This is a genomic window from Saprospira grandis str. Lewin (assembly GCF_000250635.1).
In the GTDB taxonomy this organism is placed as follows: Bacteria; Bacteroidota; Bacteroidia; order Chitinophagales; family Saprospiraceae; genus Saprospira; species Saprospira grandis.
In genome coordinates, this window is record NC_016940.1 from 2688589 (window position 1) to 2712271 (window position 23683).

Consider the following 23683-nt stretch of genomic DNA (forward strand, 5'->3'; position numbering starts at 1 on the left):
GAGGAAAACACTTTGTTTTTAACTTTAAGATTTGGATTGATTCCGTAGCTCAGCTGGTAGAGCATTTGACTTTTAATCAAAGGGTCCCGGGTTCGAACCCCGGCGGGATCACAACATACAATATAAAGGCTAAATATCTGGATTGATTTCGTAGCTCAGCTGGTAGAGCATTTGACTTTTAATCAAAGGGTCCCGGGTTCGAACCCCGGCGAAATCACAAGAAAAATTTATATAGAGTTTAGCCTTTTAGGTTGATTTCGTAGCTCAGCTGGTAGAGCATTTGACTTTTAATCAAAGGGTCCCGGGTTCGAACCCCGGCGAAATCACGCAAACCGCTTCCAATTTTGGAGGCGGTTTTTTTTATGTCTATTTTAGACTATTTGCCTCAATTTCAGCCCTTAAAATTTTGCACCGCTTTTTTTCGCTTCAAAAGCTTTATCTTTGGGCGGGCCTAGCGCAGAAAGCTGGGCTTTGGCTTGAGCGGGGGAATTCTTAAAAGACTTCTTTAGTGTTTTATGAAAAACTTACTTAATTTTAGCCATCAGAATATACCTTCAATAACTCGTTTTTTGAGCATGCATTTACCTCTACAATTTATCAGCAAATCGGCTATTATAGCAGCGCTTACGGTTAGTTTTTGCTGGAGCAGTATCTTTAGTCATCAACTTTCTGCCCAATGTGATTTACAAATTGAAAGCTTGCTCTTGAGTGATGCGAGTTGTGGGCAGTCTAATGGCGAAGCTAGCGTTATTGTTACTGGCGGACAGGCGCCAATTAGTTATCAATGGTCTAATGGGGGAACTACCTCGGCCATTTCTTCTTTGGCGGCGGGCAACTATCAGCTTACGGTTAGCGATGGGGCGGCTTGCCGGCAAATTATTCCCTTTAGCATTAGTCATCAGGATGGGCCTAGCCAAACGGCGGTCATTCAGGCTGATGACTGTAATACTTCGGTAAACACAGGAGAAATTGCGTTTAGCTTTACGGGCCAAGCGCCTTTTTCTTTAAACTATAGCGGTCCACAATCGGCTACTTTAACCAACTTGAACAACCTAGATACGCTTAATCAATTGACTGCTGGAGAGTATAGCTTCATTTTGGTAGATGCCAATGGCTGTAGCTCGGCTTTCCGCCTAGAGGTCCCTACAAATGGAGGTATTTTGCTGGGTAGCGCAGTAGATGTCAACCCTGCCTGCGGGGGCGGAACCAATGGTTCTTTTACCACTACGCCCACTACGGGTAGCGTGCCCTTTGATTATTACTTGAACGGAACCTTTATTGGGCAGCAATTTGGTCCAAATACTTTTGTCAACCTGACCGCAGGCGTTTATACTATCGAGGTGATTGATGTGAATGGCTGTAGCGGTTTTGATACTTTGGTCCTCGATGAGGCTGGAGCAACTACACTCAATCCCGCCAACTTTACAATTACGGCAAACAACTGTGCAGGGGCCAATGCTGGAGTTATTGATGATAACGGAAGTTGCCCAACTTGTGAAGTTTATGAATTGAGCTCTGGCCAATTGGTCGGAAATACGCCACAAACTAACTTGCCCGCTGGCCGCTATGAGGTTCGCTTGCAAACTGGGGGCTGCCAATCTTTTCTGCCTGTAGAAATTAGAACGCCTAACTACTGGACCCTAGAGGTACAAACGGCCAATCCCGCCTGTGTAGCTGGCGATATTGATTTGACTGTAACTGGGGCCAACTCGCCTTATACTTTTCTTTGGTCTAATGGTGCCACTACAGAGGACCTCTCTAGTGTAGCGCCCGGCAACTATAGCCTTACGCTAACCGATGCCCAAGGCTGCCAGATTCAACAAAATAATATCGAGCTTTTGGCTTGCTCTTCTGTAGATACTGTTCGCCCTATGGTTTATGTGAACCAAAGCGGAACCTATTGTATGGATACTACCCAATTGCCCGGCAATTTGCAAACGGTAAATAACCTAGGCTGCTCGCCACTTAACTTTGGTGCGGTAGCCAATATTAACGCCAATACGGCTTGCTTCGATTATATCGGAAACAATACCGCTGGACAGGATACCCTCTGCTGGGAGGTTTGTGATAATAACGGTTTTTGTGATACCACTATTTATATCTTTACCCTAGCCCCTCAGCCCGATACGGCTATTATTGATGTGGCGGCTGGCTCTGCAGTAGTCGATACCTGCCCTATCAATATTCAGTTTGCTGGAACCCTGGCTTCGGTCAATAATCTCGGTTGCGATTTGCAAACCGTAGGCGGAATTAGCGTAGATCCTACTACGGGCTGCGCTTCTTATACCCCCGCCGCCCCTCAACAAAACTCTGGCATTCGAGCCGATACAGTTTGTGTGGAGCTTTGCGATAATAATGGCGTTTGCGATACGATGGTCTATATCTTTAATAACTTGGAGCCGAACTGTCGCGACCTTTTACCCGATACGATCACGAGCCAACTCACCGATTGCTCTGTTCTCGAGACTTGTATTAGCAATATTCCTTTGGATAGCGTGCAGTCTGGCGATTATAGCTTTACGCTCAATGGCCAACCCTATACCGGCGGTTTTGCCGCTTGTAATGAAGTGACCCGCATCCAGTATCCCGTGATTTTGGTCCCTAACTGCTCTGGCGCTTTTGAGGTGAGCTGGACCGCCAATGGCGTTTTCTACGGCCCCGATACGGTGGCTGGCCTTTTGGGCGTGGTCAACTTTATGAATATCAATGACGGAAATACCTTCTGGAGCATCAATGCGGATAGCTCGGTTATTATCGGGACCAATACGACTTCAACGACCAATTACAATAATCTCAATATTAGCTGTATTCCTTCCGGAACGGTTTCTAATGTAGGCCCTACGGTCCAACCTCAGTACGCTCAAGGAACGGTCCTTAGCTTTCCCGCTCAAGGAACTTATAATTTGGTGGTGAATGGCCCGCTCAACTGTAGCGATGCCGCTTTAGTAAATTTGTATTGTGCCACTACCGAACAATTTGAAGATACCATTTTGGTCGGTGAGCAGTTTACTTTCTGCCTAGATACCACGGAGGTGCCTTCTTTAGATACGGTCTATAATTTCTGCGCCAATGCTTCTTCTGGAGCCGTGAACTTTATTATTGACCAACAAACCGCCTGCGTGACTTATATCGGCGATAGCCTAGGAAGCGATCTCGGCTGCTTCTTGGTATGTTCCAATAACGGCGCTTGCGATACTTCTTACCTTTTTGTGGAGGTGGCACTTCCCGCCCCCATCGCTCAAGATGATACCCTAGAGCTGATTTTTGGCCAAAATACGGCTACTATTGATGTTTGTCTCAATGATAGCTTCAATACCGCCAATTATACGGTGGCTGCCCTCAGCCAACCCAACCTGGGCCAAATCAACCAGAACGATTGCTCTTTTACTTATACCCTTAATCCCGGCTTCTGCGGAGATGATGCCTTCGATTATGTGATTTTCAATCCTTGGGGCGCCGATACCGCTACGGTTTATATCGATATCCCCTGTAGCCCTTTCACGATTTATGACGGCTTCTCTCCCAACAATGACGGAGTAAACGACTTTATGGTCATCGAAACCATTCAGAATTTCCCCGGCAATGAGGTGGTGGTCTATAACCGCTGGGGCAATGAGGTTTTCCGCCAAGAGGATTACCAAAATGACTGGAACGGTACTTTCCAAGGAAATGACCTACCCGATGGCGATTATTACCTGATTGTTTACGGAACCGATGGCGTTCTTTTAGGCCGCCAATGGATTCGGATCAATCGCTAGATGAGGGCTCTTTTAGAGGGGCTTCCCCGCCCTGCGGGCGGGTCGGGCTGTTTCGCAGCTCGCTCTTCGCTCGGCCCTTCAGCGCTAAAGCGCTTCGGTCTGGCCCTGCGGGCCACTGCTGTCCATCCCTAAGCCTGCGGCGGCTTCGCCGCCTGCAAAACCGCAAAAGGAGCAGATTTTTATATTATCGACCCTTTACGCTTTCAAAAGCTTTTTCTAATATGACATCCATCTTATCCCGCCTTTGTTTAGCCTTTTTCTGCCTAGCGCTAGCCAGCACAGGCCTAGAGGCACAATCTGCCAAGCTGACTAAGGCCAATAAGTTCTACCAACAACTGAACTTTAGAAAGGCCATCGAACTCTACGAAAAGATTTTGGCCAAGAAAACAGAGCCCGAGGCCCTCTTCAATCTTCCCGATTGCTACCGCCGTATCGGCGATTACCAAAAGGCCGAACGCTGGTACGCCAAAGCAGTCCTCCACCCCGAAGCCAATGCCGAGCTCTATTTTTATTTGGGCCTCTCTCAATTGTCTAATAATCGGCCCCAAGAGGCCCGGGTGAGCTTCGAGAAGTTTAGAGAACTCGCCCCCGGCGATCTCCGTGGCCCCCAACTCATTGAGGCCTGCGACGATAGCTTAAGAACGCTGCTCAATAATAGTGGAGCCCTCTATATCGTCCGAAATGTTCGAGAAATTAACACCAAATACGATGAGTTTGGCCTCAATACACACCGTAAGGGGATTGTCTATTGCGCCGAAAGAGATACCGGAGCCGCTCCGCTATTTTTTCAGTCCGCCTGGACCGGCCGCCCCTTTGTCGATGTCTATTATTGCGATCGCCGCCTCGTCGATGAGGAAACTAAGGCTTATAAGTATGGCAAATCTCGCCCCTTCGATAAGATTGTAGATACTCGCTATCATGATGGGCCCGTGGCTTTCTCTCCCGATGGAACCACCATGTACTTTACCCGAAATTATTTCCAAAAAGGAAAGGTAGAACGAGATGGGGCCGGTATTGTCCAAACTCAAATTATGAGTACTAAAATGACCAATACAGGCTGGGAGAAAAAAGGCCGCCGCGTCGATTTTGCCCGCAAGTCTTATTCTGTGGCCCACCCCACTCTCAATGCAGAAGGCGATAAAATGTACTTCGCCTCAGATATGCCCGGAGGCTTTGGTCGTATGGACCTCTACGTTTCTTATCTAGAAGGTAGCGGCTGGAGCGAACCCATTAACCTCGGCCCCGAAATTAACACCGAAGGCGATGAGGTCTTCCCCTGGCTTGCCGCTGACGGAACGCTTTATTTTGCCTCTGATGGACATACGGGCCTCGGTGGACTCGATGTTTATTCTTCTAAGGCTTATAAGGGCCGATGGAGACCCCTAGAAAATCTAGGTTCTCCCATCAATAGCCGCTTCGATGATTTTGCCTATATGCAAGATGATAGCTCCGGAATCTCTGGCTATTTCTCTTCTAACCGAGATAGCGCAGTGGGCGCTACCGATATTTTCTTCTTTACTAAGTTAGCCGTCAATACAGAACTACTCGTTTTTGATAAGTTGACAGGTAGGGGGGTAGATGAGGTGAGCCTAACTTCTGATTGCTTTCCTCGTAAAGAGTATCTAACCGATGTAGATGGAAAGGTCCAACTCCAATTGCCGCTCAATAGAAGCTGTACCTTTGAGGTCTTTTCTCCTGCCTTTGGCGATACGTCAGTAACTATTTCTACAGAAGGCTACGCTATGGGAGCCCGCCTCTTTATTCAGGTGCCCACGGTGGCCAAAAAACTGGAAATTAAAGTAGAGGGCCAAGTCCTGGATGACAAAACCGGAGAACCCCTAGCCAATGCGCAGGTAGAACTCCTAAGCAACTGCCAAAAAGGAACAACCAAAGGCAGCACCGATGCCGAAGGTAATTATAGCCTAAAGGCCTTGGCCAATTGCCAGTATGTAATCAAGGCTAGCAAAGAAGGCTATTTTACTAGCACCAATAAGTTTAGTACCCTCAATATTGATGAGGATACTACCTTTAATGCGAATGTGGCCCTGCCCGAACTCTTCAAGCTAGAGGATCCCAATAATCCAAATGGACAAGAGGGTAGCTTTGGTGGCGGAAACCCCGATGGCTTTGAAGGAGAACAGGTCTACCAAATTGATGCAATTTATTATGATTACGATCAAGATCGCATCAACCTAGAACGCTCTACGGGGCTGCAACAATTGCTCGATATTATGGTCAATAATCCCGATTTGGTAGTAGAGATTCGCTCGCATACCGATTCTCGTGGAGATGCCAATTATAATTTGGAGCTCTCTGCTCGCAGAGCAAAATCAGTAGCCGATTACCTGATTGAAAAGGGCATCTCTGAGGCCCGTTTGAGCTATTTGGGCTTAGGCGAAAGCCAACTACTCAATGGTTGCGATGATTTTAGTAGCTGTGATGAAGCTCAGCATGGCGAAAACCGCCGAACAGAGTTTAGAGTGATTCGCCAAAATAAATAATGACCGTTATTGGTCCAAGGAAAAGGGGAGAAACAGCTTATTGCTGTTTCTCCCCTTTTTTTAGGGCCCTACAGGCGGCTTTGCCGCCGCAAAGGAGCGCAGCGACGCGGCTGAGGGGCTGTAGCAGGGCCGCCGAAGGCGGCAGACCCAAGGCTTTTGTAGCGCAGCGAAAAAGCCTGCAGGGCCGAGCAGACCTGCGAGCTGCGGAATGGCCCGACCCAGCCGAAGGCTGGGGCAGCCCCAAAAAAAAGCCCTTCAAAATAGAAGGGCAAAACGGATTATTTTAAACTATATTGGACCAAAGTATTGACCATGTTTTCATAAAGAATGCTCAGTTGCTCTAACTCGCTAGCCAATAAATCAATTTGCTCGATACAGCTAAGCAGCTCCTCTTTTTCTAGGGTTTGGGCCCCCAAATAATCATTTTTGAGCTGGGTCCAAAGGGTTTCTAACTTATGTAGGCCCTCCACAATGGCGGGGGTGTTGTCCTCAAAAGTTTGTAGCTGCTGCAAGGTTTGCTCAAACTCCTTTACGGTATCCTCATAGCGGCGCAGCGAAATGCTTCCGCCCTGATTTTTGGCCGTTTGCACCCGATAAATCAAGAGCCGCTGAATGTCGGTAGTTTGATGCCCCACAATATTGAGCAAGTGAATGATGCGCTCTTCTTTGGGCAATTCTTTCTGCTCTTTGGGGTAGAGGGGGAGCTGGCCAGCATAATTTTCTAGGTCTTCTGCCATGCGGTCGCAGGCCGCCATGATAATATGACTTTGCTCAATGAGTTTGAAGAGGCCCTCCTCGGTGTAGTTCTTTTTTAGGGCCTTTTTGTAGTTTTTCCAGAAACGACCAATGGTTTCTGCCGACCGGCGAGCGGCCTTGGTGGGGGCAAATACCACCAAACGGCGATTGCGACCCTCAAATTCCGAGATGAGCTCATCTAGCGATTGACGGACACTGCGGTCACGCTCCAAATCAAAGGCCGCAAGTAGGTAGGTGCGCGCCATTTCTTTGTTTTGGGCGCGGTGGCGGCTCACCATGGCCACCAAATGGCTCACCGATAGGACCTCGACCAACTGGCTGTATTCGCTAGCGAGCCGACAAAGCGCCTGACTGCTTTGGTCGGAGCTACTGGCCAAGCTAGTCATATAGCTGCGCTTTTTGGGGCTGTAGTTTTCAAATTCCTTACTCAATACTAGCCATTTTCCTTTAATGTTTTGGAGTTGTTCTTTGGTGCTTGCGGTATTGACCTTGCTATTGAGGAGGATGTCGAAATTGGCTAGGGTTTGTTCTTCTACCTTTTTTAGGCTGCGCTCCAAACTGCGCTTTTCGGGCAGGTCCAAGCGACTAGCATATTGATAAAACATATAGCTTTCGGCAAAAATAGCTTGGGCATAGGCCCGGCTGCTCAGGCCGTAAGATTCTTTGAGGTTGCGGGCAATATTGGGGTAAATCTGAGCAATATACCCACTGAGCGCAAAGCGATAGGCCTCTGCCGACTCATAGGTTTTGCGCTCCAATTTGAGCAGTTTGGAGCAGGTCTTTGGGCCAATTTCTCGACTGACGACCAGGCTGTACTCCTTCCAATTATTTTTTAGATCGGTCAGTGCGGGCTTAAGAATAGGCGACTCACTAAACTCTTCTAGTTCCACTAGATTTTCCTCAAACACCAAGAGCGAAGAGTCAATCTGTAGGTAGTAATCCACCACCTTGGGGCTGTTGGCTAGGCCCATAAAGGCCTTGGCACTTTGCTTGATCAGGTACTTTTGTTGCTCACTGAGGAGTAAAATTTTTTGAATGGAGCCATCGGAATTATCGGGGCTGCCAGCCCAGACTAAGGGCGAGCCCATAAGGGCGAGAAGAAAGATGCAAATAGTTCTCATACTTATCTGTAGATTTAGCGTTCTGAGCGTTAAGTTAGTTTTTTTCTTCTCTTTATGCAAAAGCCTAGCCACGGTCAGGATCTTGCTGCTCTACCTTGGCCCGCAACTGCTCAATTTCAGGCCCTAAGGCCAGCCGATCTTCCTGAAGGAGTTCTTCATAGGCCTGTTGGCAGTCTTCCTGAAAGGCCAGTTCTTCGGCAATGAGCGCTAGGCGATATTGCTGCAAAATGGCGGCCTCTTCTTTTTTATCCTGCGCTTTTTGTTGGGCCAAATACTGCCGATGCCGCTCGAGCTGAGCCCAACTTTGGTCCCCTTTTTTAAGGGCCTCCAAACGCTGCAAGTTTTCTCGATGCGATTGCTGCAACTCCCGAAAAAGCCCAATTTGCTGTACTAATACCTCCCGCTCTTGCTCAAATTCTTGCAAAATTCGATGGCTTTCCTCTAAGTAATCCTCCCGATTTTCTTGCAAATCTCTTTGATAATAATAGATGTTTTGGCCCTCTTCTATGGGGCGCAAACAGAAAAAGAGGGCCTTGCTGGGCAGCTTGACATAGCTGGGCCGCCCAAGCTTTTCTAAGAGCTCTTTTTGCTGCTGATAGCCGCTTTCTAGCTCCTCTTTGGCCTGCTGCTCATGCCGCTCGGCCCAATATAGGGCATGCCGAAGGCGCTGGCCCAACTGCTGCTGGCTATTAACAGGCTCCTCATTTTCTTCTTGTTGGGGCAGCTTGGGCGACTGCAATAATCGCCAAGCTAAAAACAAAACCGCTAGGGTCAATACCGTTAAAAAGAGAAGAAGTGGATACATAGTTTTTTATTTTTTAGGGGCCCGCGGCCAGCAAGCTGGCCGCCGCTATGCTGCGGGGCTCGCAGGTCTGCTCGGCCCTGCAGCCGCCGCAGGCGGCTTTGGTCTGGCCTTCGGCCACCCCTCCGCAGCGCTGGGCCCGCAGATGAGCTCGCCAAAAACGGCCTAAAGGCCGCCCGTCTAAACGCAAAAAGGCCCAACCTCTATAAAGTTGGGCCTTTTTGCTGAAAATGCAAAGCCTTATTTTCCCTGAAAACGAATTTTACATTCCTCCCAAAGTTGGCCTTCTTGGTTTTGTAGCTGAGCCACGGCCTCAATTCTATACGTAGATTTTGCCGATTTGAGGCTTTTGGCAAAACCCGCCAAACTCTTGCCCAAAACATTAGATCGCTCCAAACGATCCATATTAGAAAGCTGAAACTGAAAGGGAAGCTTGAAAAACAAACTGAAGTCTTGCCCATTCTCTAAATGTAAGGGCTCCTCTATGAGCTTTTCGCCCAAAATGTATTCATCAATCTGTTTGTTGTCGCCCCGCCCACGCTCATAGCGCTCAATCAGGCGAATACGAATGGCCTCAATACTAGCGGCACCCTTGGCCGAAAAAAGAAGCTCTGCATTAATGGTATTTACATCTATAGGGTAGACCTCTAGGGCCGATATGCGCATCTTGACTTCCGAGAAGCCTAACCAGCGTTTGAAATTTCCGAACATATACTATATGGTGTCTAAGGGGATGATGTTGAACTTAGTTAAAAGCCGTCAAAGATAATTCCAGTTCCCAATGGGCGGCCAATTTGTCAGCTAGCCCCATTTTGCGTCCTACAGGCCCGAAGGGCCGCAGGCTGAGGGATGAGAGCAGGGCCGCCGCAGGCGGCAGACCTAGCGGGCGCAGCCCGCGCAGGGCCGAGCGAGCAGCGAGCTGCGGACAGCCCGACCCGCCCGAAAACTCATGAGGGTTTTAACCCTCATTTTGTATAGCTTCGCAAAGCGATACCGCTTTGCGCTGGCTTTCAAGCCGGCGGAAGGGGCAGCCCCAAAAAAATAGCCTACTGCTTAATAAAGGCCTGTCTCCAAACTTGTTTGTCGCTACGGATCAGGATAAAATATTGGCCAGCGGCTAGTGCTGGAATTGCTAGGCGGAAATCTTGCTCGCCAGCGATTAGGGCCAAGTTCTGTTTCTCCCAAATGATGCGACCATCTAAACCATAAATAGCCAGTTGGGCCGAGCTATTGGCCAAGGCCGTCAGCCGAAGCTGTAGGGCGGCATCTTGGACTGGGTTGGGGAAAATCTGCAACTCATTTTGGGCCAAATCAGCCAAACTATGGCTACTGCTAATTGTGCCCGTCTGAAAATAGAAGGGGGGCGAACTGGGGGCACAAGTATAGGCTGGTTGCAGGGGCTTGACGGTCCAGCGAAACTGACGATTACTCCCTAAGGCCGAGCTAGGAATAAAGGCAAAATTCTGATTCATCACGCTGCCCGTATAGACCTGCCCCAAGGGAATATTGTTAAAAATGCGCTCTACCGTAATGACCCATTGGTTGGCATTGGGCGCTGTAGAGGCATCCCATTCTAGGCGAATTTGCCCATTGACCTCCTGGGCGAAATCATTGTTGATGGGGCTAATGCCTTGGAGTTGGCTACCGTCTAGGCTATCCATATTGCTGGGCGCTGGAAAATTGGTCCAGTTGCGGTTGGCCATATCGGCCAGCATAGCGTTCTTTTGTTCCTGCGAAAAAGTGTTTTGGCAATTATCGCTAGAATAAGACATAAAGTAGTCGCTATTGATTTGTAGTGGAGCTCCTGTGGGATCTTGTAAACTCGTAGAAACAGGGCAGCTAAAACGCTCCGAAATATAATCGGCTTCGGTATCGCAAAAGCCATCGGCGGCATTGGCGCAATTGGCCCCAATTCCTCGGTCTACATTTTCGACCAAACGCCCATTGATAAGTATGGGGGCAGGGCTGCCACTATATTGTGCCCGGGCATCTACGCCCTCCCAACCAAAAAAGGTATGTGGCAAGGTAAAAAAGTGGCCCAGCTCATGCGTAATGGTGGTCGAACTGCCATTGGCGTAGCTATTTTGAATAAAAACAAAGTCGCGAGAAGGCGTATAATAACCCGCCACCGAGCGGCTCACATTGGCACTCACAAAAACATTGAGGCTATTGGGGACCTTATAACTGCTCATTCTAACTTGGCCCGTATTATTATAGGCATCATCATAAATCACATCATCATAAATAAAGCGAACTGGACCATTGAGGTAGAAGAAAATATTTTGGTCGGCAAAGTCGCTATTGAGTTTGCAAAGCATTTCTACCGCCTTACTGCCCGAGGCAAAGCCTTGTCCCGCCTCATTGCCTACCAAATGCAGACTCAAAGGAATATAAGTGGTATTTTGTCTGCTAATCTGGGCCAAGTTGATGTTGCGGCGGTTTTCCATCATTTGGGCCTTAATGGCGGCTCCATCGGCCAAAGATAGCCCACAGGGCGCCTCCTGGGCCAGTAGTTGCCCCAGCCCAAGGAGCGAGCATAAAAAAGAAAGATATAAAAATCGCATAGCTGTTGGTTTTAATGATTGAGGGCAGCCCTAGTACTAAAAGTACTTTTTGGGCGCTTTTGTTGGATTATATACGGCAAAGGCAAGCAAAATAGTTGTTAATAGCTAATTTATGGAATTATATTTTGAACTTTAGGACGCTTGTAACTACATATAAAAAGGACTATATTTATATAGCTAATTTTTTAGGACCTTCTACTTTTTTGATTAACTTTGTTTAAATCGTATACCTCAAATTAAACCATTACCTTATGAGTCAGTTAGAAGCTAGATTAAGCATTGCGACCCTAGAAGCCGCTGCCGCGGCCCTTCGCGCCCTTGCCCACCCTCTTCGTCTGGCTATTGTCGACCTCCTAAAAGAGAAAGGGGAATTGCCCGTGAAGGATATTCATGGTATCCTCAATATTGAGCAGGCGGTGGTTTCTCATCATCTGGGCATTCTCAAAAATAAAGGGGTGCTTGTGGTCCGTCCCGAAGGTAACAAACATTTTTATGCCATCAAAGATGAGGAAGTGGCCCAGGTGCTTGCTTATGTAGAGCGCTGTTTTTAGGCTTTTTTTAATGACTTTCTTTTGGACCTCGGTCTTTTGCTTTATCTTTTGGAGGTAAAGCTTTTTTATTTTGGGGCTGCCCCTTCGGCCTGCGGCCTTCGGGTCGGGCCATTGCGCAGCTCGCAGGTCTGCTCGGCCCTGCAGCGGCTGCGCCGCTTTGGTCTGCCGCCTTCGGCGGCCCTGCTACAGCCCCTCAGCCAGAGCGGCCGGCTTTGCGCTTATTTACGCTATTTATCTCCACTAATTACTATAGAAAACATGAGAAAACTATTTATCCCCTTGGCCCTCGCCTTTTTGCTGATGGGCAGCGCTTGCCAAAACCAATCTGCTCCCCAAACAGATGAGCAAACGGCCCAAAAAGAAACCCCCAAAGAAGAGGCCCAAAAAGAAACCGAAGAGGAGCCCATGAGCGAGGAAGAAGCTTTTGCAGAAGCCGCCTCTGGCCCCTTTGAAATTACTATGACGGCAGTGCCCGCCAAAAAACTCCCCTTCGATGGTCGGATGGTACATGGCCCCGACCTAGAAGAAGCCACAGAGGTAAAGGATATTAAGGGCACTTACTATTTGCTTCGCAACCAATATTTTTCTGAAGGCCGTCACTATATGAGCCTAGGCTATTATTTCTGGGATGGCAAAGAAGCCAAACGCCAAAATATTAAGCATTACGATATGGAAAATTGCAACTTTGACCTAGTCAGCAAGTTTCCTAATGCAGGTTTCCAAATTGCCGACGAAGATAAGGATGGCGAGGCCGAAATCTACTGCTTTAGCCAACTCGATTGTGTGAGCGATGTAAGTCCCACTAATCTAGACCTACACGTTTTTGAGGGCCAAAATTATTATCAATTGGCCGGAAACAATAAGGTGGAAGGCCTAGGCGGAGAGTTTAAGCCTAGCGATAACTTTAAGGCAGAAGAAAAAATATTTAACTACGCCAGCGATATCTTTAACTCTTTTTCGGATAAGGTAAAGGCCTATTAGTCTGGCCCAAAGCTAAAGCGCCCATGCTCTAAGGAGCATGGGCGCTTTTTTATGCCGCTAGCAGGCGGCGAAGCCGCCGCAAAGGGCCGCAGGCCCGCGGCTGAGGGATGAGAGCAGGGCCGCCGCAGGCGGCAGACCTAGCGGGCGCAGCCCGCGCAGGGCCGAGCGAGCAGCGAGCTGCGGACAGCCCGACCCGCCTACTGGCGGGGCAGCCCCAAAAAATTACCACTCAATATATTCAGGCTCTTCTTCTTCCTCGATGCTGCCGCCACTACCGCCTTTATATTCTGGAATATCGGCCCATTCGTCGGGTTCTTCTAAGGTTTTGACCTTTCGTTGGAAGTTGCTGCCAGAGGGGGCGCTGCCGCCACGGGCCGCAAATTCGCTGCCCATAAACTCTGCTTTTAGGCTGTTGTTGAGGGCCAAGGTTTCTTCCTTCATATCGGCCTCCATGAGTTTTTTCACCTTTTTGCGGCCCATTTGGTATTGATATTCTTCATCGTAGAGGTTGCCATACATGCGCGCATAAACATTGAAAAGGCCCTTTTTGCGGGCGGGCAAAGGCTCCATATCCTTGTTGTAGCGCTTGAAGCGGTTGGCCAAAATTTGGCCCACATTGATCTTGAAGCGGTAGTCCATATCTTGGTCAAAACTATGGCTGCCCGAAAGCGTGATATTCATGGCATTGCTCTGAATGAACATGGCGGGAATATAGAGCTTGCGGTTGGCTATGCGGAACTGGTTTTCGACCCGATTAAATCGGATGTGTTTTAGGTCCTTGACTTTAATATACTGACTAAAGTCCTCCAACATTTCAAAGCCAATGATTTCGCCATCTTCTAGGCTAGCATCGGCCAAAACCGAGAGCTCATTGTCCATAAAATGGCCTTGCTCATCCCAAAAGGCATTTACTTTGACCAAGCTGCTCAAGCGGCCACGCAGGTGCCGAGCCTCTAGGGTGGTTTGCCCAAAGTTATCCATTTGGTCAAAAAACTGATTGATGTCGATCTTTTCCAATTCGGCAAAGGCCAACAACTTGGGCGCCAAATCAAAGGTGTAGCGGGCATCTAGGCGCATTTTGCCCTGAAAGCCCTCTAGAGAAAGCCCTTTGAGGTCCATTTTGTTGTTCTGAAAGGCGAGCTCGCCATCGATGTTCTTAAATTCAAATTCTCCATAATTGAGCTGCTGAATATGCAGCTTAAAGCTACCGTAAAGGAAGTTAGAGACAAACATCCGCTGCTCGTTTTTCTCGGCCCGAACCGAATCCGCTGCTATAGAATCTGTAGGCAAAGGCTCCTGGCTTTGAGGGCCCAATGCGGCTAACATCAGCTCATCAATATCCAGTTTTTCGGAGGCCCAACTGGCCTTAAAGCCTAGCTCTGCCTGCTTAGAGTTGCTAGAGTCGGCAAAGAGAACGGGCAAAATATTCTGGAAATTCCCCTGCAGCAGAATATCAGATTTGCGGCTTTTGAATTGTAGTTTATTGACCGAGAACACATTATTGTTAAGAGCCAGACTTCCCTCGGGAATGCTCAGCGGTACGCCATAGCGAACAATACCTACATTATCAAAACGAAGGGCTCCGCCCAAGTTGACTTTTTGGATGTAGCGAGGGTTGAGCATATCGTTTAGCCTTCCCTTTAGGGCCACATTTTCTATGGCGAGCAGGCCTTGGCCCTTGCTCACTTCTTCGCCCAAAAAGCCTTTGATGAGGTCAATGGGTAGCTTGCCATCAAAACTAAAATCAATCAGGGGGTTGTCTAAATCCTCTACTCTTAGGGCCAAGGAAATAGGGTGTCCGCCCAAGCTGGCCTCAAAGTTTTTGAGTTCTAATAAGGCCTGATTGGAGCTACCGCCTCGGTTCTCAAATTCTACATCAAAGTTTACACTTTTGAGCGATTGGCTCATGTTGGGGTGGCTCACTCTCCCCCTGCGCAAACCAAAGTTAAATTTGGTCATGGGCAGGCTGTTGGGGGCCAAAAGGCCCTTGGTTTCGGCCTTAAAGCTCATATAGGCATTGCTCTCAAAGCCGCCTAAATAGGGGAGGAGCTTGGGGGGCAGCAACTGAAGCAAGGCGCCCAATTTGGCTTTGTCCGACTCAAACTTGAGGTCCAAACGGCTCCCTTTAGGCAGCAAAACGACCTCTCCTGTGGTCAAAAACTCATTGCCCTCTGCCTGCAGTTTCATCTCTTTGATGCTATAACTTTGGGTCAGATGGTCAATCTGAATATTGGCATTATAGCCTAGGGTTTTATTTTCTAGGTAGCGCTCGCCGCCCATCTCTAGGTAGTTCATCTGGATATTGGCCAAGCTTTTCAGGATATAGCGCTCATGATTAAAATCGCCCGCAAAAAAGGCCGACTCTAGCAAAAAGCTAAGATCTTGGTCCATAATCTGGTCCAAATAACGCAGCTTAACATTTTTAAAATTGGCATCCTTAATCGAAAGATTAAGGTCGCTGCTTTGGCCCGTTTCCTCGGCTTCTTCTTCCGTAATAAAGATGTCGTAATTCGTCTGCCCATCCTTATATTGCCGCACATCAATGGCCGCATTAGATATACTGATGGCGTTAAATTGATAATGTCCCGACAGCAATCCCCAAATGCTACATTTTAAGGAGAGGTCTTCGGCCCGCAACAAATAACGACTGCTATCGCCACTATTATCATGTAGGGCCAGGTTTTTCAAACTGACCGAAGCCTTGGGGAAGTCCCAAATCAGAGAGAGTTCTGCTCGCTCTACTTTAAGCTCCGTTTTTAGGCTTTTGCGTAGTTCCTGAACCACCAAGCCCCCAATTTTGGCCTCATAAAAGGCGGCCACAACAATCAGGGCAATCACGGCGATCATCGTAAACATTAGGGACCAGAAGAAGAGGGTCGATAAGATGCGCCAAGCTAGGCTTTTTTTCTTCTTGGGTTTTTGGTTTTTGGGCTTTGGACTCATGTCGCTTTCTTTTTTGGGGAGAAGTAAGATGTATTTGGGGCTGCCCCGCCCTGCGGGCGGGTCTGGCTATGCGGGGGCTCGCTGTTCGCTCGGCCCTGCGCTTTTTTTCGCTTTGCTCAAAAAAGCTCGGTCTGGCCTGCGGCCACCCCCTACTATCCCTCAGCCTGCGGCGGCTTCGCCGCCTGCTAGATGCAGAAATACAAAATAATTTTTATAAAAAATACAGCCCGAAAATACAAAGAAGGCCAGTAAAAAGGGCCTTTGGCTCAAGTTTTAGGTTTTTTTGCCATTTTTTTCTCCCTTTTTTTGAAAAATGTTTGGAAGTTTAAATTCTTGCCGTATATTTGCATCGCATTCAACGGAAAGCAACACAAAAATAAGGGCGAATAGCTCAGTTGGTTCAGAGCATCTGGTTTACACCCAGAGGGTCGGGGGTTCGAATCCCTCTTCGCCCACTACAAAAGAGTTACTGATTTTATCAGTGACTCTTTTTTTTGTGTCTAGATCTGTCTTGATTCTTCTTTCTTCCTGCCTAAAGCTCCCCCTTTTTTGTCGCCAAAACCTAAATAGAGGTGGTTATACTCTATGAGATAGGTCCCTCAACCCCATAATAGACGTTCCGAACTGTATAATATAGGTCCCCTAACCCCATAGAGCAGGTCCCTAGACCCCATTAGGTACGTTCTGGACTCTATCGTATAGGTTGTTAGACCCCATGAAATAGGTCCCTCAACCCCATAATAGACGTTCCGAACTGTATAATATAGGTCCCCTAACCCCATAGAGGAGGTCCCTAGACCCCATTAGGTACGTTCTGGACTCTATCGTATAGGTTGTTAGACCCCATGAGATAGGTCCCTTAACCCCATAATAGACGTCTAGGGACCCCAAAATAGACGTCCTGGAACGTCTATTTGGGGTCCTACAACCTATATTATGCAGTTCTATAACCTATATGATATAGTTCCACAACCTATATCATGCACTTACACAACCTATGTTATACACTTCCATAACGTATATAGAGGACTTTGACTACCTCAATCATACAGTATAGCTACGGTATGCGAGCACTACAACTAGTGTATTGGAACAGTAGAACTACTATAATAGGAGCAATAAATGAATCCAGCTAAAGACTCAAAAGCAGGGGCGGCCAATCATCGCCTAGGGACAAGCCCCTAGGCTAATCTAAATGGAGTCAGCCCTAAAGGGCCTCAAAGGTGGATATAGATGGCCTTGGTAAGTAGTTATTGCAGAGAAGATCCTTATCCAAAGGCCCTCTTTAGAGGGCTGTCTGAAAAGCTAGCCTAGAGCTCATAAAATTAACCGCCGAAGAAGACCGCCCCAAGAAAAAAGACCGTTGAGCGGCCCAGCGCTGCGAAGGGGTGGCCGAAGGCCAGACCGAAGGCGAAACGAAGTGGAGCCTGAAGGGCCGAACAGAGCTGTGAGCCCCGCAGCATAGCGGCGGCCGGCTAGCCGGCCGCGGGCCCCAAAAAAAGAAGAAAGCGACTTAAGACCAAGGTTTGGCCCAAAAAGGAACCAACTCTAGTTGTTGGGGCCAGCCCTGAGGGCGAGGGCCCAAAAAGAGGCAGCCCGCCCAGCCCAAATCAATACTATAACTGACCTTAGGGTGGGCCTTGAGCTCTTCCCAGGCGCTTTGCATCTCCTCGGACCAATAAATATCGTCGAAAACTAGGAGGGCGTTGGGGCCCAAATAAGGCAGGCAAGCCTCAAAATAATCTAGGGTGGGTTGCCGCAAATGATGCCCATCAATAAAGGCATAATCCAATTGGCCCAACTGTTTGAGGGCCGAGGGCAGCAGCTCCGCAAAACTGCCCTGCCAAAGCTGCAAACTAGCCGAGGCGCCAAACAAGCGGGCATTCTTTTGGGCAATAGCATGAATTTCGGGACAGCCCTCTATGCTAATCATTTGGGCCGAACGCTTGGCCGCATGCTGATAAAGCGCCGAAATGCCCAAGGAGGTCCCTAGCTCCAAAATAGTATTGGGCTGATGAAAATTGATCAGGCGAAATAAGAACTGGGCCTGCCAACTGGGAGAGAGCGAGCGCCTGGCCAAATCGGATACTCGCTTAGGGGCCGACTTTCGGCTGCCAGCGCCCAAATCCTGAATCTGAATGGGCCGACTATCGTGTCGGAGCAAATCTCGCTGTCCCTCCAGCACCGAAAAACAATAAAATTCTCGCCGATCCTCCAAGACCAATTCTCGCCATTCTTGCAAGGCGGGGCAAGCTATTTTGCGGCCCGATTGAGCCCGTCGATAAAAGGAAAAAAGCGCAGTCCACATAGTTCTATTGATTTGGGCCCAAGTTAAGAAAAAATCTAGCAGCCCTTGGGGCTCTGCAGCGAACAAAAAAAATGACAAAAAACCGAGGAAACTTCAAACATATTTTGGGTTTCCGAGTTTTAGTCCTTAGTTTTGCCACTGTAAAGCAGGGACTTAGGTCCAAGAGGAAACCAAAGAAACATTAAAAGTTTCTGTATTTGTGCTTTACAGGCTAAGAAAAATGGCCCGAAAGAACTACTGACAAGATAAAATTTGATGTTGTGGACGAACTACAAAAAATATTAGCGGCTGCCGATAAAATGTTTCGGCAATACGGCATTCGCTCGGTCACTATGTCGGACCTCGCTCGAGAGTTGGGCATGTCTAAAAAGACGCTTTACGTACATATCAAGAACAAGCAGGACCTGATCATGAAAGTTTTGCAAATGCATTTTGATCGGGAGAGGCAAATCTGTAATCTGGTGCAAACAGAGGCAAAAAATGCCTTAGAGGAAATGTTTTTGATGGGTCGAGAGATCCAGAAGAACATTCAGCACATCAATCCTTCTCTGATGTTTGACCTACGGAAATACCATAAGGCGGTTTGGGGCGAATTTGATGAGTTCCGCAAGACCTTCATCTTTAATATGATGAAAAACAATATGGACCGAGGCATAGAAGAGGGCTTATATCGGCCTGATTTGAATGCGGATATTGTGAGCCGTCTATATATAGGTATGGTCGAGCTCTTTTTGGATGCCGAATTATTTCCGCCAGATAAGTTTTCTAGGCCGAGTATGCATCGGGCCATGATGGCTTATCATCTGCACGGCATTGTGTCGGACAAGGGCAAGGCGGCCTTAAAGGACTACCTAGAACAATTAGAACAACTTTCTTCACCTTCCTAAATATAAAATTGAGATGAACTTAAGCAAAGGGCTGTACAGCCTTGTTTTTCTCTTCTTGGCGGGCTGGTCTTCGGCCCAATCTCCGGCCAGTTTCTCCTTGGAAGAGGCCATTGATTATGCCATAGATAAAAGCTTAGATCTGCAAACGGCAGAGCAGGATATTTTGTATGCTAAGCAACAAATCCGAGATACTCGGGCCATAGGTTTGCCGCAATTGAGCGGAAAAGTAGAGTATAACTACAATGCGAACTTGCCCGTGCAGTATCTACCCGATTTTATTTCGCCTATTGTGGTGGGGACCCTAGAGGGCTACCAGCTTGTTCCGCAAGGGACTACAGCAAACCTACCCGATGCAGGTTTGTTCCCTGCCGAATTTGGGGTCACCAATACTTTGACGGCAGGGGCTACCTTGAGCCAGCTCATTTTTGACGGCTCTTATTTTGTGGGCCTAAAAGCAGCGCGTTCTGTAGCCGAATTGAGCCGCAAGCAAAAGACCCTAACCGCTCATGAGATTCCCTACACCATCAAAAAGGCCTATTTGGCCGTCTTGTTGGCAGAAGAGAACCTAGGAATTTTGGACAAAAACCTAGAGAACTTGCAAAAGATGCGAGATGAAACCCAGGCCTTTTTTGAAAGTGGTTTGGTAGAGCAGCTAGATGTAGATCGTCTAGACCTCAGTCTGGCCAATTTGCAATCGGAAAGAGGGATGATAGAGCGGCAAACGCAGTTGGCCTATAATGTCCTTAAGTTCCAAATGAACTACCCTTTAGAGGAGTCTATTATCCTTAAAGATGAGTTGGAAAGCCTGATGCAGGCTCCTTCCCAGGACGATCTAGAAGGGGAGGCCTCGGCTAGTAAGCGGCCCGAGCTAGAGGTATTGCGCCTCAACCGGGATTTGATGGACCTCAATATGAAGCGCTATAAGGCGGGCTATCTGCCCAATCTATCTGGCTTTTTGGCCCATCAGTACCAGCTACAGCGCAACAACCTTTTTGATAATGATGAGGGGAAATTCAACCCTATTACAGTCATTGGCCTACAGCTCAATGTGCCCATCTTTGACGGCTTTAAGAAGGATGCCAATATCAAAATGGCCAAAATTGATGCGACCAAAGTGGATATCCAAATTAAGCAATTTACCCTAGCCACCGAGCTAGAAATCCGCAATGCCAGAGCGATGTACCTCAATGCTTCGGAGCGTTTGGAGAACCAAAAGAAGAACTTGGCTTTGGCCGAGCGCATTTTGGAAACCACCCGCCTTAAGTACAGAGAAGGGGTGGGTTCTAGTACAGAAATCAGCACGGCCGAGCAGGAGCTTTATCGCACACAGGCTAATTATATGAATGCTATTTACGACCTAGTCATTGCCAAAACAGATTTGGACAAGGCCCTAGGAAATCCCTTGAAATAGAACTTGTTAAAACCAATTATACAGCATGAAAACGCTAAAATATAGTTTTGTGGCCCTTATGGCCCTTAGTTTGGCCGCCTGCGGTGGGGCAGGAGTAGCGCCTGATCAAATGAAGGATCCCGCTAAAATTCGCCAAGCCATCCAAACAAAAAAGGAGGCCATCAAAACCCTAGAAGGCGAACTGGCCCAATTGCAAAAGCGCCTAGGAGAGGTAGATACCACGGCTCGCCCCGAAAAGTTTGTCGATATTACTACTCAGCCTGTGCAAAAAAAGACCTTCTCGCATTATGTAGAGGTACAGGGAAATATCACAACAGCCCAAGATCCTGCCTTTGCTAGCTCCGAAACTGGAGGCCGAATTACCGAAATGCTGGTCCGTGAAGACCAATTTGTCAAAAAAGGCGATTTGGTGGCCAAAGTGGATGTAGAAAGCATTCGCAAAAGCCTAGAAGAACTCAAGGCTTCTTTGAAGTTGGCCCAAGACATGTACGATCGGCAGAAAAAGCTTTGGGAGAAAAAGATTGGCTCTGAGGTGCAGTTTCTTCAGGCCGAAAGCCAGGTAGAACAACTGACCAAAAGTAAGGAGCGCCTAGAATTTGAGTTGAGCAAATCCAATGTATACGCCCCCATTTCGGGCTATGTGGAGAAAGTCATGCTCAAGGCGGGCGAAATTACTGGCCCAGGTTCTCCTATCGTTCAAATTCTCAATACCAACCAGCTCAAGGCGGTGGCACAGGTGCCCGAAAACCTTTTGGGTAAGGTCAAGGTAGGCGATCAGGTAGAGCTCTATTTTCCGGCCCTTGGCCAAAGTCAAACGGTCCGTGTAAATGAAGTGAGCCGAAGCATCAACTCCACCAACCGAACCTTTGCGATTGAGGCCCCATTGGCTAGCCAGGGCGGGCTGATTAAGCCCAACCTTTTGGCCACAATTAAGATTAAGGATTTTGAGGCCGAAGATGTGGTGGTGGTCAATAGCAACTTGCTTTTGCAGGATGTAGATGGCAACAACTACCTGATGTTGGCCAAGGACGGAAAAGCCAAAAAGCGCATCGTTGAACTAGGGCGCAGCTACCAAAATGAAACCATGCTAGCCGCTGGCCTAGAGGGAAGCGAAACCCTAATCGTCAAAGGTGCTCGCCAAGCCATTGATGGCGATAAGGTGAAGGTACTGAGCTCCACTACGGCTCAGAAAAATTAAGGTGTTTTTTGGGGGCTTGCCCGCCTTGCAGGCGGGCCGGGCTGTACCGCAGCTCGCTGCTCGCTCGGCCCTGCGCCGCCTTTGGCGGCTGGGTCTGGCCCTGCGGGCCACTGCTATCCATCCCTAAGCCGAAGCGGGCTGCGCCCGCTTCTCTAGCCGCAAAGACCAAGCGCGGGCTGGCCTAGCGATGTGGAGGGGGGCGGCGAAGCCGCAGACCCAAGCCGCTGAAAGCGGCTGCAGGGCCGAGCAGGCTTGCGAGCCCCAGAACCTTGGGTTGACCCACTTTTTATAGCGGTGTCAATTTAGGGATCGATATCCATCATACATAAATATGAATCTCTCTAACCCTAGTCCTATTTTCTTGACGGATACGGCATGCCTAGTTTTCTTCACTGCGCCATTAAATCCGCCCAACCTTGCTATGATCCAATAGGCCCAAGCTATTGATTTAGAGGTAAATGGGTTACGCAAAGAAGGGCTTTGGCTTTCGCCTTTTAGATATTGTTTAAATATAAGATCTAAGACTTCTACTTCATCTTCTGTGAAAATAGAGGTTGCTGGAGTCTCATTATCTTGGTTAAGTCCAGCTTCTTTAAGCTTAAGGACCTTGTCAGATGCACTGATTGCCATAAGTATCATTTTGCGGATAGCTTTACCTGTTTTTAAACATATGTTTTCAATATCAAAGCCATCTGATTTTAAATATTTAAAGTATGTTTCAATTAACCACCTCTTGCGGTAGCAAAGAACAAGCTCTAAGAGCTCTTCTTCGCTGTTGATTTCTTCATTTGTGAGTAAGCGCCAACTGATGGTTTCATCATCATGATCTTTTTTTGTTCGGCTTCTTTTTCTAGCGGCAGATTTTGAAAAACCTTTGCCCTTTTCAAAGACCTCAATAACATTGATTGTCATTGGTTTAGGCCTTGGTTCGCCAAGAACATACTTACAAGATTTGGGAACGGCAAAAGTCACTTTTTTAGATCGAATAACTAGCTTCTTCCCGTTAAGTTTTTTACGGCTACTCTTGACCGTTTCTGTCGTCTCAAAGTCTGCTGGATAATGTTCAAAGACATCACATAATGGAATCTTTTTGCCATCCTCCCAAATCGTTGCTCGTCTATCTGTTCGAGACCGAATCAAGAACTTAATATGCTGTCTGAAAAAACTTTCCATCATGGGATAAACATCTCCTTCTCGATCACAAACATGTAAAATATCAATTAGGTCGTTAATTACTTTTAACGCAGATTCTGTCTCTTCTACATTTACTTTCCATCTCGTAATTTCACCTCTAAAATGACCCGTATTTCTATTTTCAGCCTCCTTACAAGTTACTCTATTTTTATATCGATTATAAAGCTGAACACCTCCTAAGCCATGATAATGAAAGCTTTCTCGACCATATAGTAGAGCCATGTGAAGAAATACAGACAAATTTGTTTCCCGACCTCCAGGGCCTAAACCCTCTTTGTCCGTTAGTCTATTTCTTTGCTTATTCAGTACAACTTCAGAGGTGTCGTGAAAGGCCAGAAGCTTTTCTTCAACCACCTTCATAGACTCCCTACTTTTGCCAATAAACTCAAATTGAATGTATTCCTCAGTAAGATTTTTGTTTGATAACAACCTCATGAAAGCCTTACGGTCTGCATCAGTTTTTGCTACATTTGTTAAATGTGGGTTAGGATTATTTTTTAGACTCTCTGCTAATCTATAACATACTCTCACTGATTGCTTATTTAGCATAAATGAAGATACCTTTGTACTGTCCATATAAATCTTGATTTAGAGCTAAGTTAAGCTTATTTTTAAAAGTGGGTCAACCCAAGCCCCAGAACGTAGCGCAGCAAGCGCAGCGCAGCTGAGGCCCCAAAAAACAAAGATTAGTTAAATCAAAGCAATCAG

Annotated in this window: 14 protein-coding genes and 4 tRNA genes; 11 read left to right on the forward strand and 7 right to left on the reverse strand. The window is 47.6% G+C overall.

Annotated elements, in window-relative coordinates:
- Window positions 1-38 precede the first annotated feature (38 nt).
- From SGRA_RS12005 to SGRA_RS12025, 5 genes are all read left to right on the forward strand, one after another.
- Window positions 39-111, forward strand: a tRNA-Lys gene (locus tag SGRA_RS12005).
- Window positions 112-144: 33 nt separating this feature from the next.
- Window positions 145-217: transfer RNA gene (locus SGRA_RS12010), tRNA-Lys, on the forward strand.
- A gap of 36 nt (window positions 218-253) precedes the next feature.
- Window positions 254-326: transfer RNA gene (locus SGRA_RS12015), tRNA-Lys, on the forward strand.
- Between the two features lie 189 nt (window positions 327-515).
- Window positions 516-3758 carry a T9SS type B sorting domain-containing protein gene (locus tag SGRA_RS12020; protein WP_245538551.1) on the forward strand — a complete coding sequence of 1081 codons (3243 nt, stop codon included), beginning with the start codon at window positions 516-518 and terminating at the stop codon, window positions 3756-3758.
- Window positions 3759-3979: 221 nt separating this feature from the next.
- The gene (locus SGRA_RS12025; protein ID WP_015692980.1) at window positions 3980-6259 is read left to right on the forward strand and encodes an OmpA family protein; all 2280 of its coding nucleotides are present in this window, start codon (window positions 3980-3982) and stop codon (window positions 6257-6259) included.
- 278 nt (window positions 6260-6537) lie between these two features.
- Here the strand turns inward: SGRA_RS12025 and SGRA_RS12035 are convergent, their stop codons facing one another.
- From SGRA_RS12035 to SGRA_RS12050, 4 genes are all read right to left on the reverse strand, one after another.
- The gene (locus SGRA_RS12035) at window positions 6538-8136 is read right to left on the reverse strand and encodes a hypothetical protein (protein WP_015692982.1); all 1599 of its coding nucleotides are present in this window, start codon (window positions 8134-8136) and stop codon (window positions 6538-6540) included.
- 64 nt (window positions 8137-8200) lie between these two features.
- Window positions 8201-8941, reverse strand: a complete 741-nt coding sequence (locus tag SGRA_RS12040) for a hypothetical protein (protein ID WP_015692983.1) — start codon at window positions 8939-8941, stop codon at window positions 8201-8203.
- 237 nt (window positions 8942-9178) lie between these two features.
- Complete coding sequence (locus SGRA_RS12045; RefSeq protein WP_015692985.1) at window positions 9179-9649, reverse strand: hypothetical protein; 471 nt, start codon at window positions 9647-9649, stop codon at window positions 9179-9181.
- 335 nt (window positions 9650-9984) lie between these two features.
- Window positions 9985-11502 carry a zinc-dependent metalloprotease gene (locus tag SGRA_RS12050; RefSeq protein ID WP_015692986.1) on the reverse strand — a complete coding sequence of 506 codons (1518 nt, stop codon included), beginning with the start codon at window positions 11500-11502 and terminating at the stop codon, window positions 9985-9987.
- Window positions 11503-11753: 251 nt separating this feature from the next.
- Here SGRA_RS12050 and SGRA_RS12055 point away from each other — a divergent pair, with 251 nt between their 5' ends.
- Window positions 11754-12053 (forward strand): ArsR/SmtB family transcription factor, encoded by a 300-nt coding sequence (locus tag SGRA_RS12055; RefSeq protein ID WP_015692987.1) that lies wholly within the window; start codon window positions 11754-11756, stop codon window positions 12051-12053.
- A 258-nt stretch (window positions 12054-12311) separates the two neighbouring features.
- A complete protein-coding gene (locus SGRA_RS12060; RefSeq protein ID WP_081477823.1) occupies window positions 12312-13034 on the forward strand; it encodes a M949_RS01915 family surface polysaccharide biosynthesis protein in 723 nt (240 codons plus the stop codon).
- Between the two features lie 222 nt (window positions 13035-13256).
- On the opposite strand, the gene SGRA_RS12065 is transcribed toward SGRA_RS12060, so the two are convergent.
- A complete protein-coding gene (locus SGRA_RS12065) occupies window positions 13257-15977 on the reverse strand; it encodes an AsmA family protein (RefSeq protein ID WP_015692989.1) in 2721 nt (906 codons plus the stop codon).
- 380 nt (window positions 15978-16357) lie between these two features.
- On the opposite strand from SGRA_RS12065, the gene SGRA_RS12070 reads away from it, so the two are divergent.
- Window positions 16358-16432, forward strand: a tRNA-Val gene (locus tag SGRA_RS12070).
- Between the two features lie 1058 nt (window positions 16433-17490).
- Here SGRA_RS12070 and SGRA_RS12075 read toward each other — a convergent pair.
- On the reverse strand, window positions 17491-18285 hold the full coding sequence (locus SGRA_RS12075; RefSeq protein ID WP_041329916.1) for an O-methyltransferase: 795 nt from the start codon (window positions 18283-18285) through the stop codon (window positions 17491-17493).
- 260 nt (window positions 18286-18545) lie between these two features.
- Here SGRA_RS12075 and SGRA_RS12080 point away from each other — a divergent pair, with 260 nt between their 5' ends.
- From SGRA_RS12080 to SGRA_RS12090, 3 genes are read left to right on the forward strand one after another with little or no spacing between them, the layout of a single operon-like run.
- Entirely contained in the window at window positions 18546-19172 is a 627-nt protein-coding gene (locus tag SGRA_RS12080) for a TetR/AcrR family transcriptional regulator (RefSeq protein WP_041329644.1), read from the forward strand.
- Between the two features lie 13 nt (window positions 19173-19185).
- Window positions 19186-20583 (forward strand): TolC family protein, encoded by a 1398-nt coding sequence (locus tag SGRA_RS12085; RefSeq protein WP_015692993.1) that lies wholly within the window; start codon window positions 19186-19188, stop codon window positions 20581-20583.
- 25 nt (window positions 20584-20608) lie between these two features.
- Window positions 20609-21781: an efflux RND transporter periplasmic adaptor subunit gene (locus SGRA_RS12090; RefSeq protein ID WP_015692994.1), complete on the forward strand. Its 1173-nt coding sequence runs from the start codon at window positions 20609-20611 to the stop codon at window positions 21779-21781.
- Window positions 21782-22078: 297 nt separating this feature from the next.
- Here the strand turns inward: SGRA_RS12090 and SGRA_RS12095 are convergent, their stop codons facing one another.
- A complete protein-coding gene (locus SGRA_RS12095) occupies window positions 22079-23524 on the reverse strand; it encodes an IS4 family transposase (protein WP_014373399.1) in 1446 nt (481 codons plus the stop codon).
- Between the last annotated feature and the right edge of the window lie 159 nt (window positions 23525-23683).

What these genes read in the sequence shown, in the direction of transcription:
- SGRA_RS12020 (WP_245538551.1), top strand. Translation starts at nt 516, where the DNA reads ATGAAAAACTTACTTAATTTTAGCCATCAGAATATACCTTCAATAACT.
- SGRA_RS12025 (WP_015692980.1), top strand. Translation starts at nt 3,980, where the DNA reads ATGACATCCATCTTATCCCGCCTTTGTTTAGCCTTTTTCTGCCTAGCG.
- SGRA_RS12035 (WP_015692982.1), bottom strand. Translation starts at nt 8,136, where the DNA reads ATGAGAACTATTTGCATCTTTCTTCTCGCCCTTATGGGCTCGCCCTTA.
- SGRA_RS12040 (WP_015692983.1), bottom strand. Translation starts at nt 8,941, where the DNA reads ATGTATCCACTTCTTCTCTTTTTAACGGTATTGACCCTAGCGGTTTTG.
- SGRA_RS12045 (WP_015692985.1), bottom strand. Translation starts at nt 9,649, where the DNA reads ATGTTCGGAAATTTCAAACGCTGGTTAGGCTTCTCGGAAGTCAAGATG.
- SGRA_RS12050 (WP_015692986.1), bottom strand. Translation starts at nt 11,502, where the DNA reads ATGCGATTTTTATATCTTTCTTTTTTATGCTCGCTCCTTGGGCTGGGG.
- SGRA_RS12055 (WP_015692987.1), top strand. Translation starts at nt 11,754, where the DNA reads ATGAGTCAGTTAGAAGCTAGATTAAGCATTGCGACCCTAGAAGCCGCT.
- SGRA_RS12060 (WP_081477823.1), top strand. Translation starts at nt 12,312, where the DNA reads ATGAGAAAACTATTTATCCCCTTGGCCCTCGCCTTTTTGCTGATGGGC.
- SGRA_RS12065 (WP_015692989.1), bottom strand. Translation starts at nt 15,977, where the DNA reads ATGAGTCCAAAGCCCAAAAACCAAAAACCCAAGAAGAAAAAAAGCCTA.
- SGRA_RS12075 (WP_041329916.1), bottom strand. Translation starts at nt 18,285, where the DNA reads ATGTGGACTGCGCTTTTTTCCTTTTATCGACGGGCTCAATCGGGCCGC.
- SGRA_RS12085 (WP_015692993.1), top strand. Translation starts at nt 19,186, where the DNA reads ATGAACTTAAGCAAAGGGCTGTACAGCCTTGTTTTTCTCTTCTTGGCG.
- SGRA_RS12090 (WP_015692994.1), top strand. Translation starts at nt 20,609, where the DNA reads ATGAAAACGCTAAAATATAGTTTTGTGGCCCTTATGGCCCTTAGTTTG.
- SGRA_RS12095 (WP_014373399.1), bottom strand. Translation starts at nt 23,524, where the DNA reads ATGCTAAATAAGCAATCAGTGAGAGTATGTTATAGATTAGCAGAGAGT.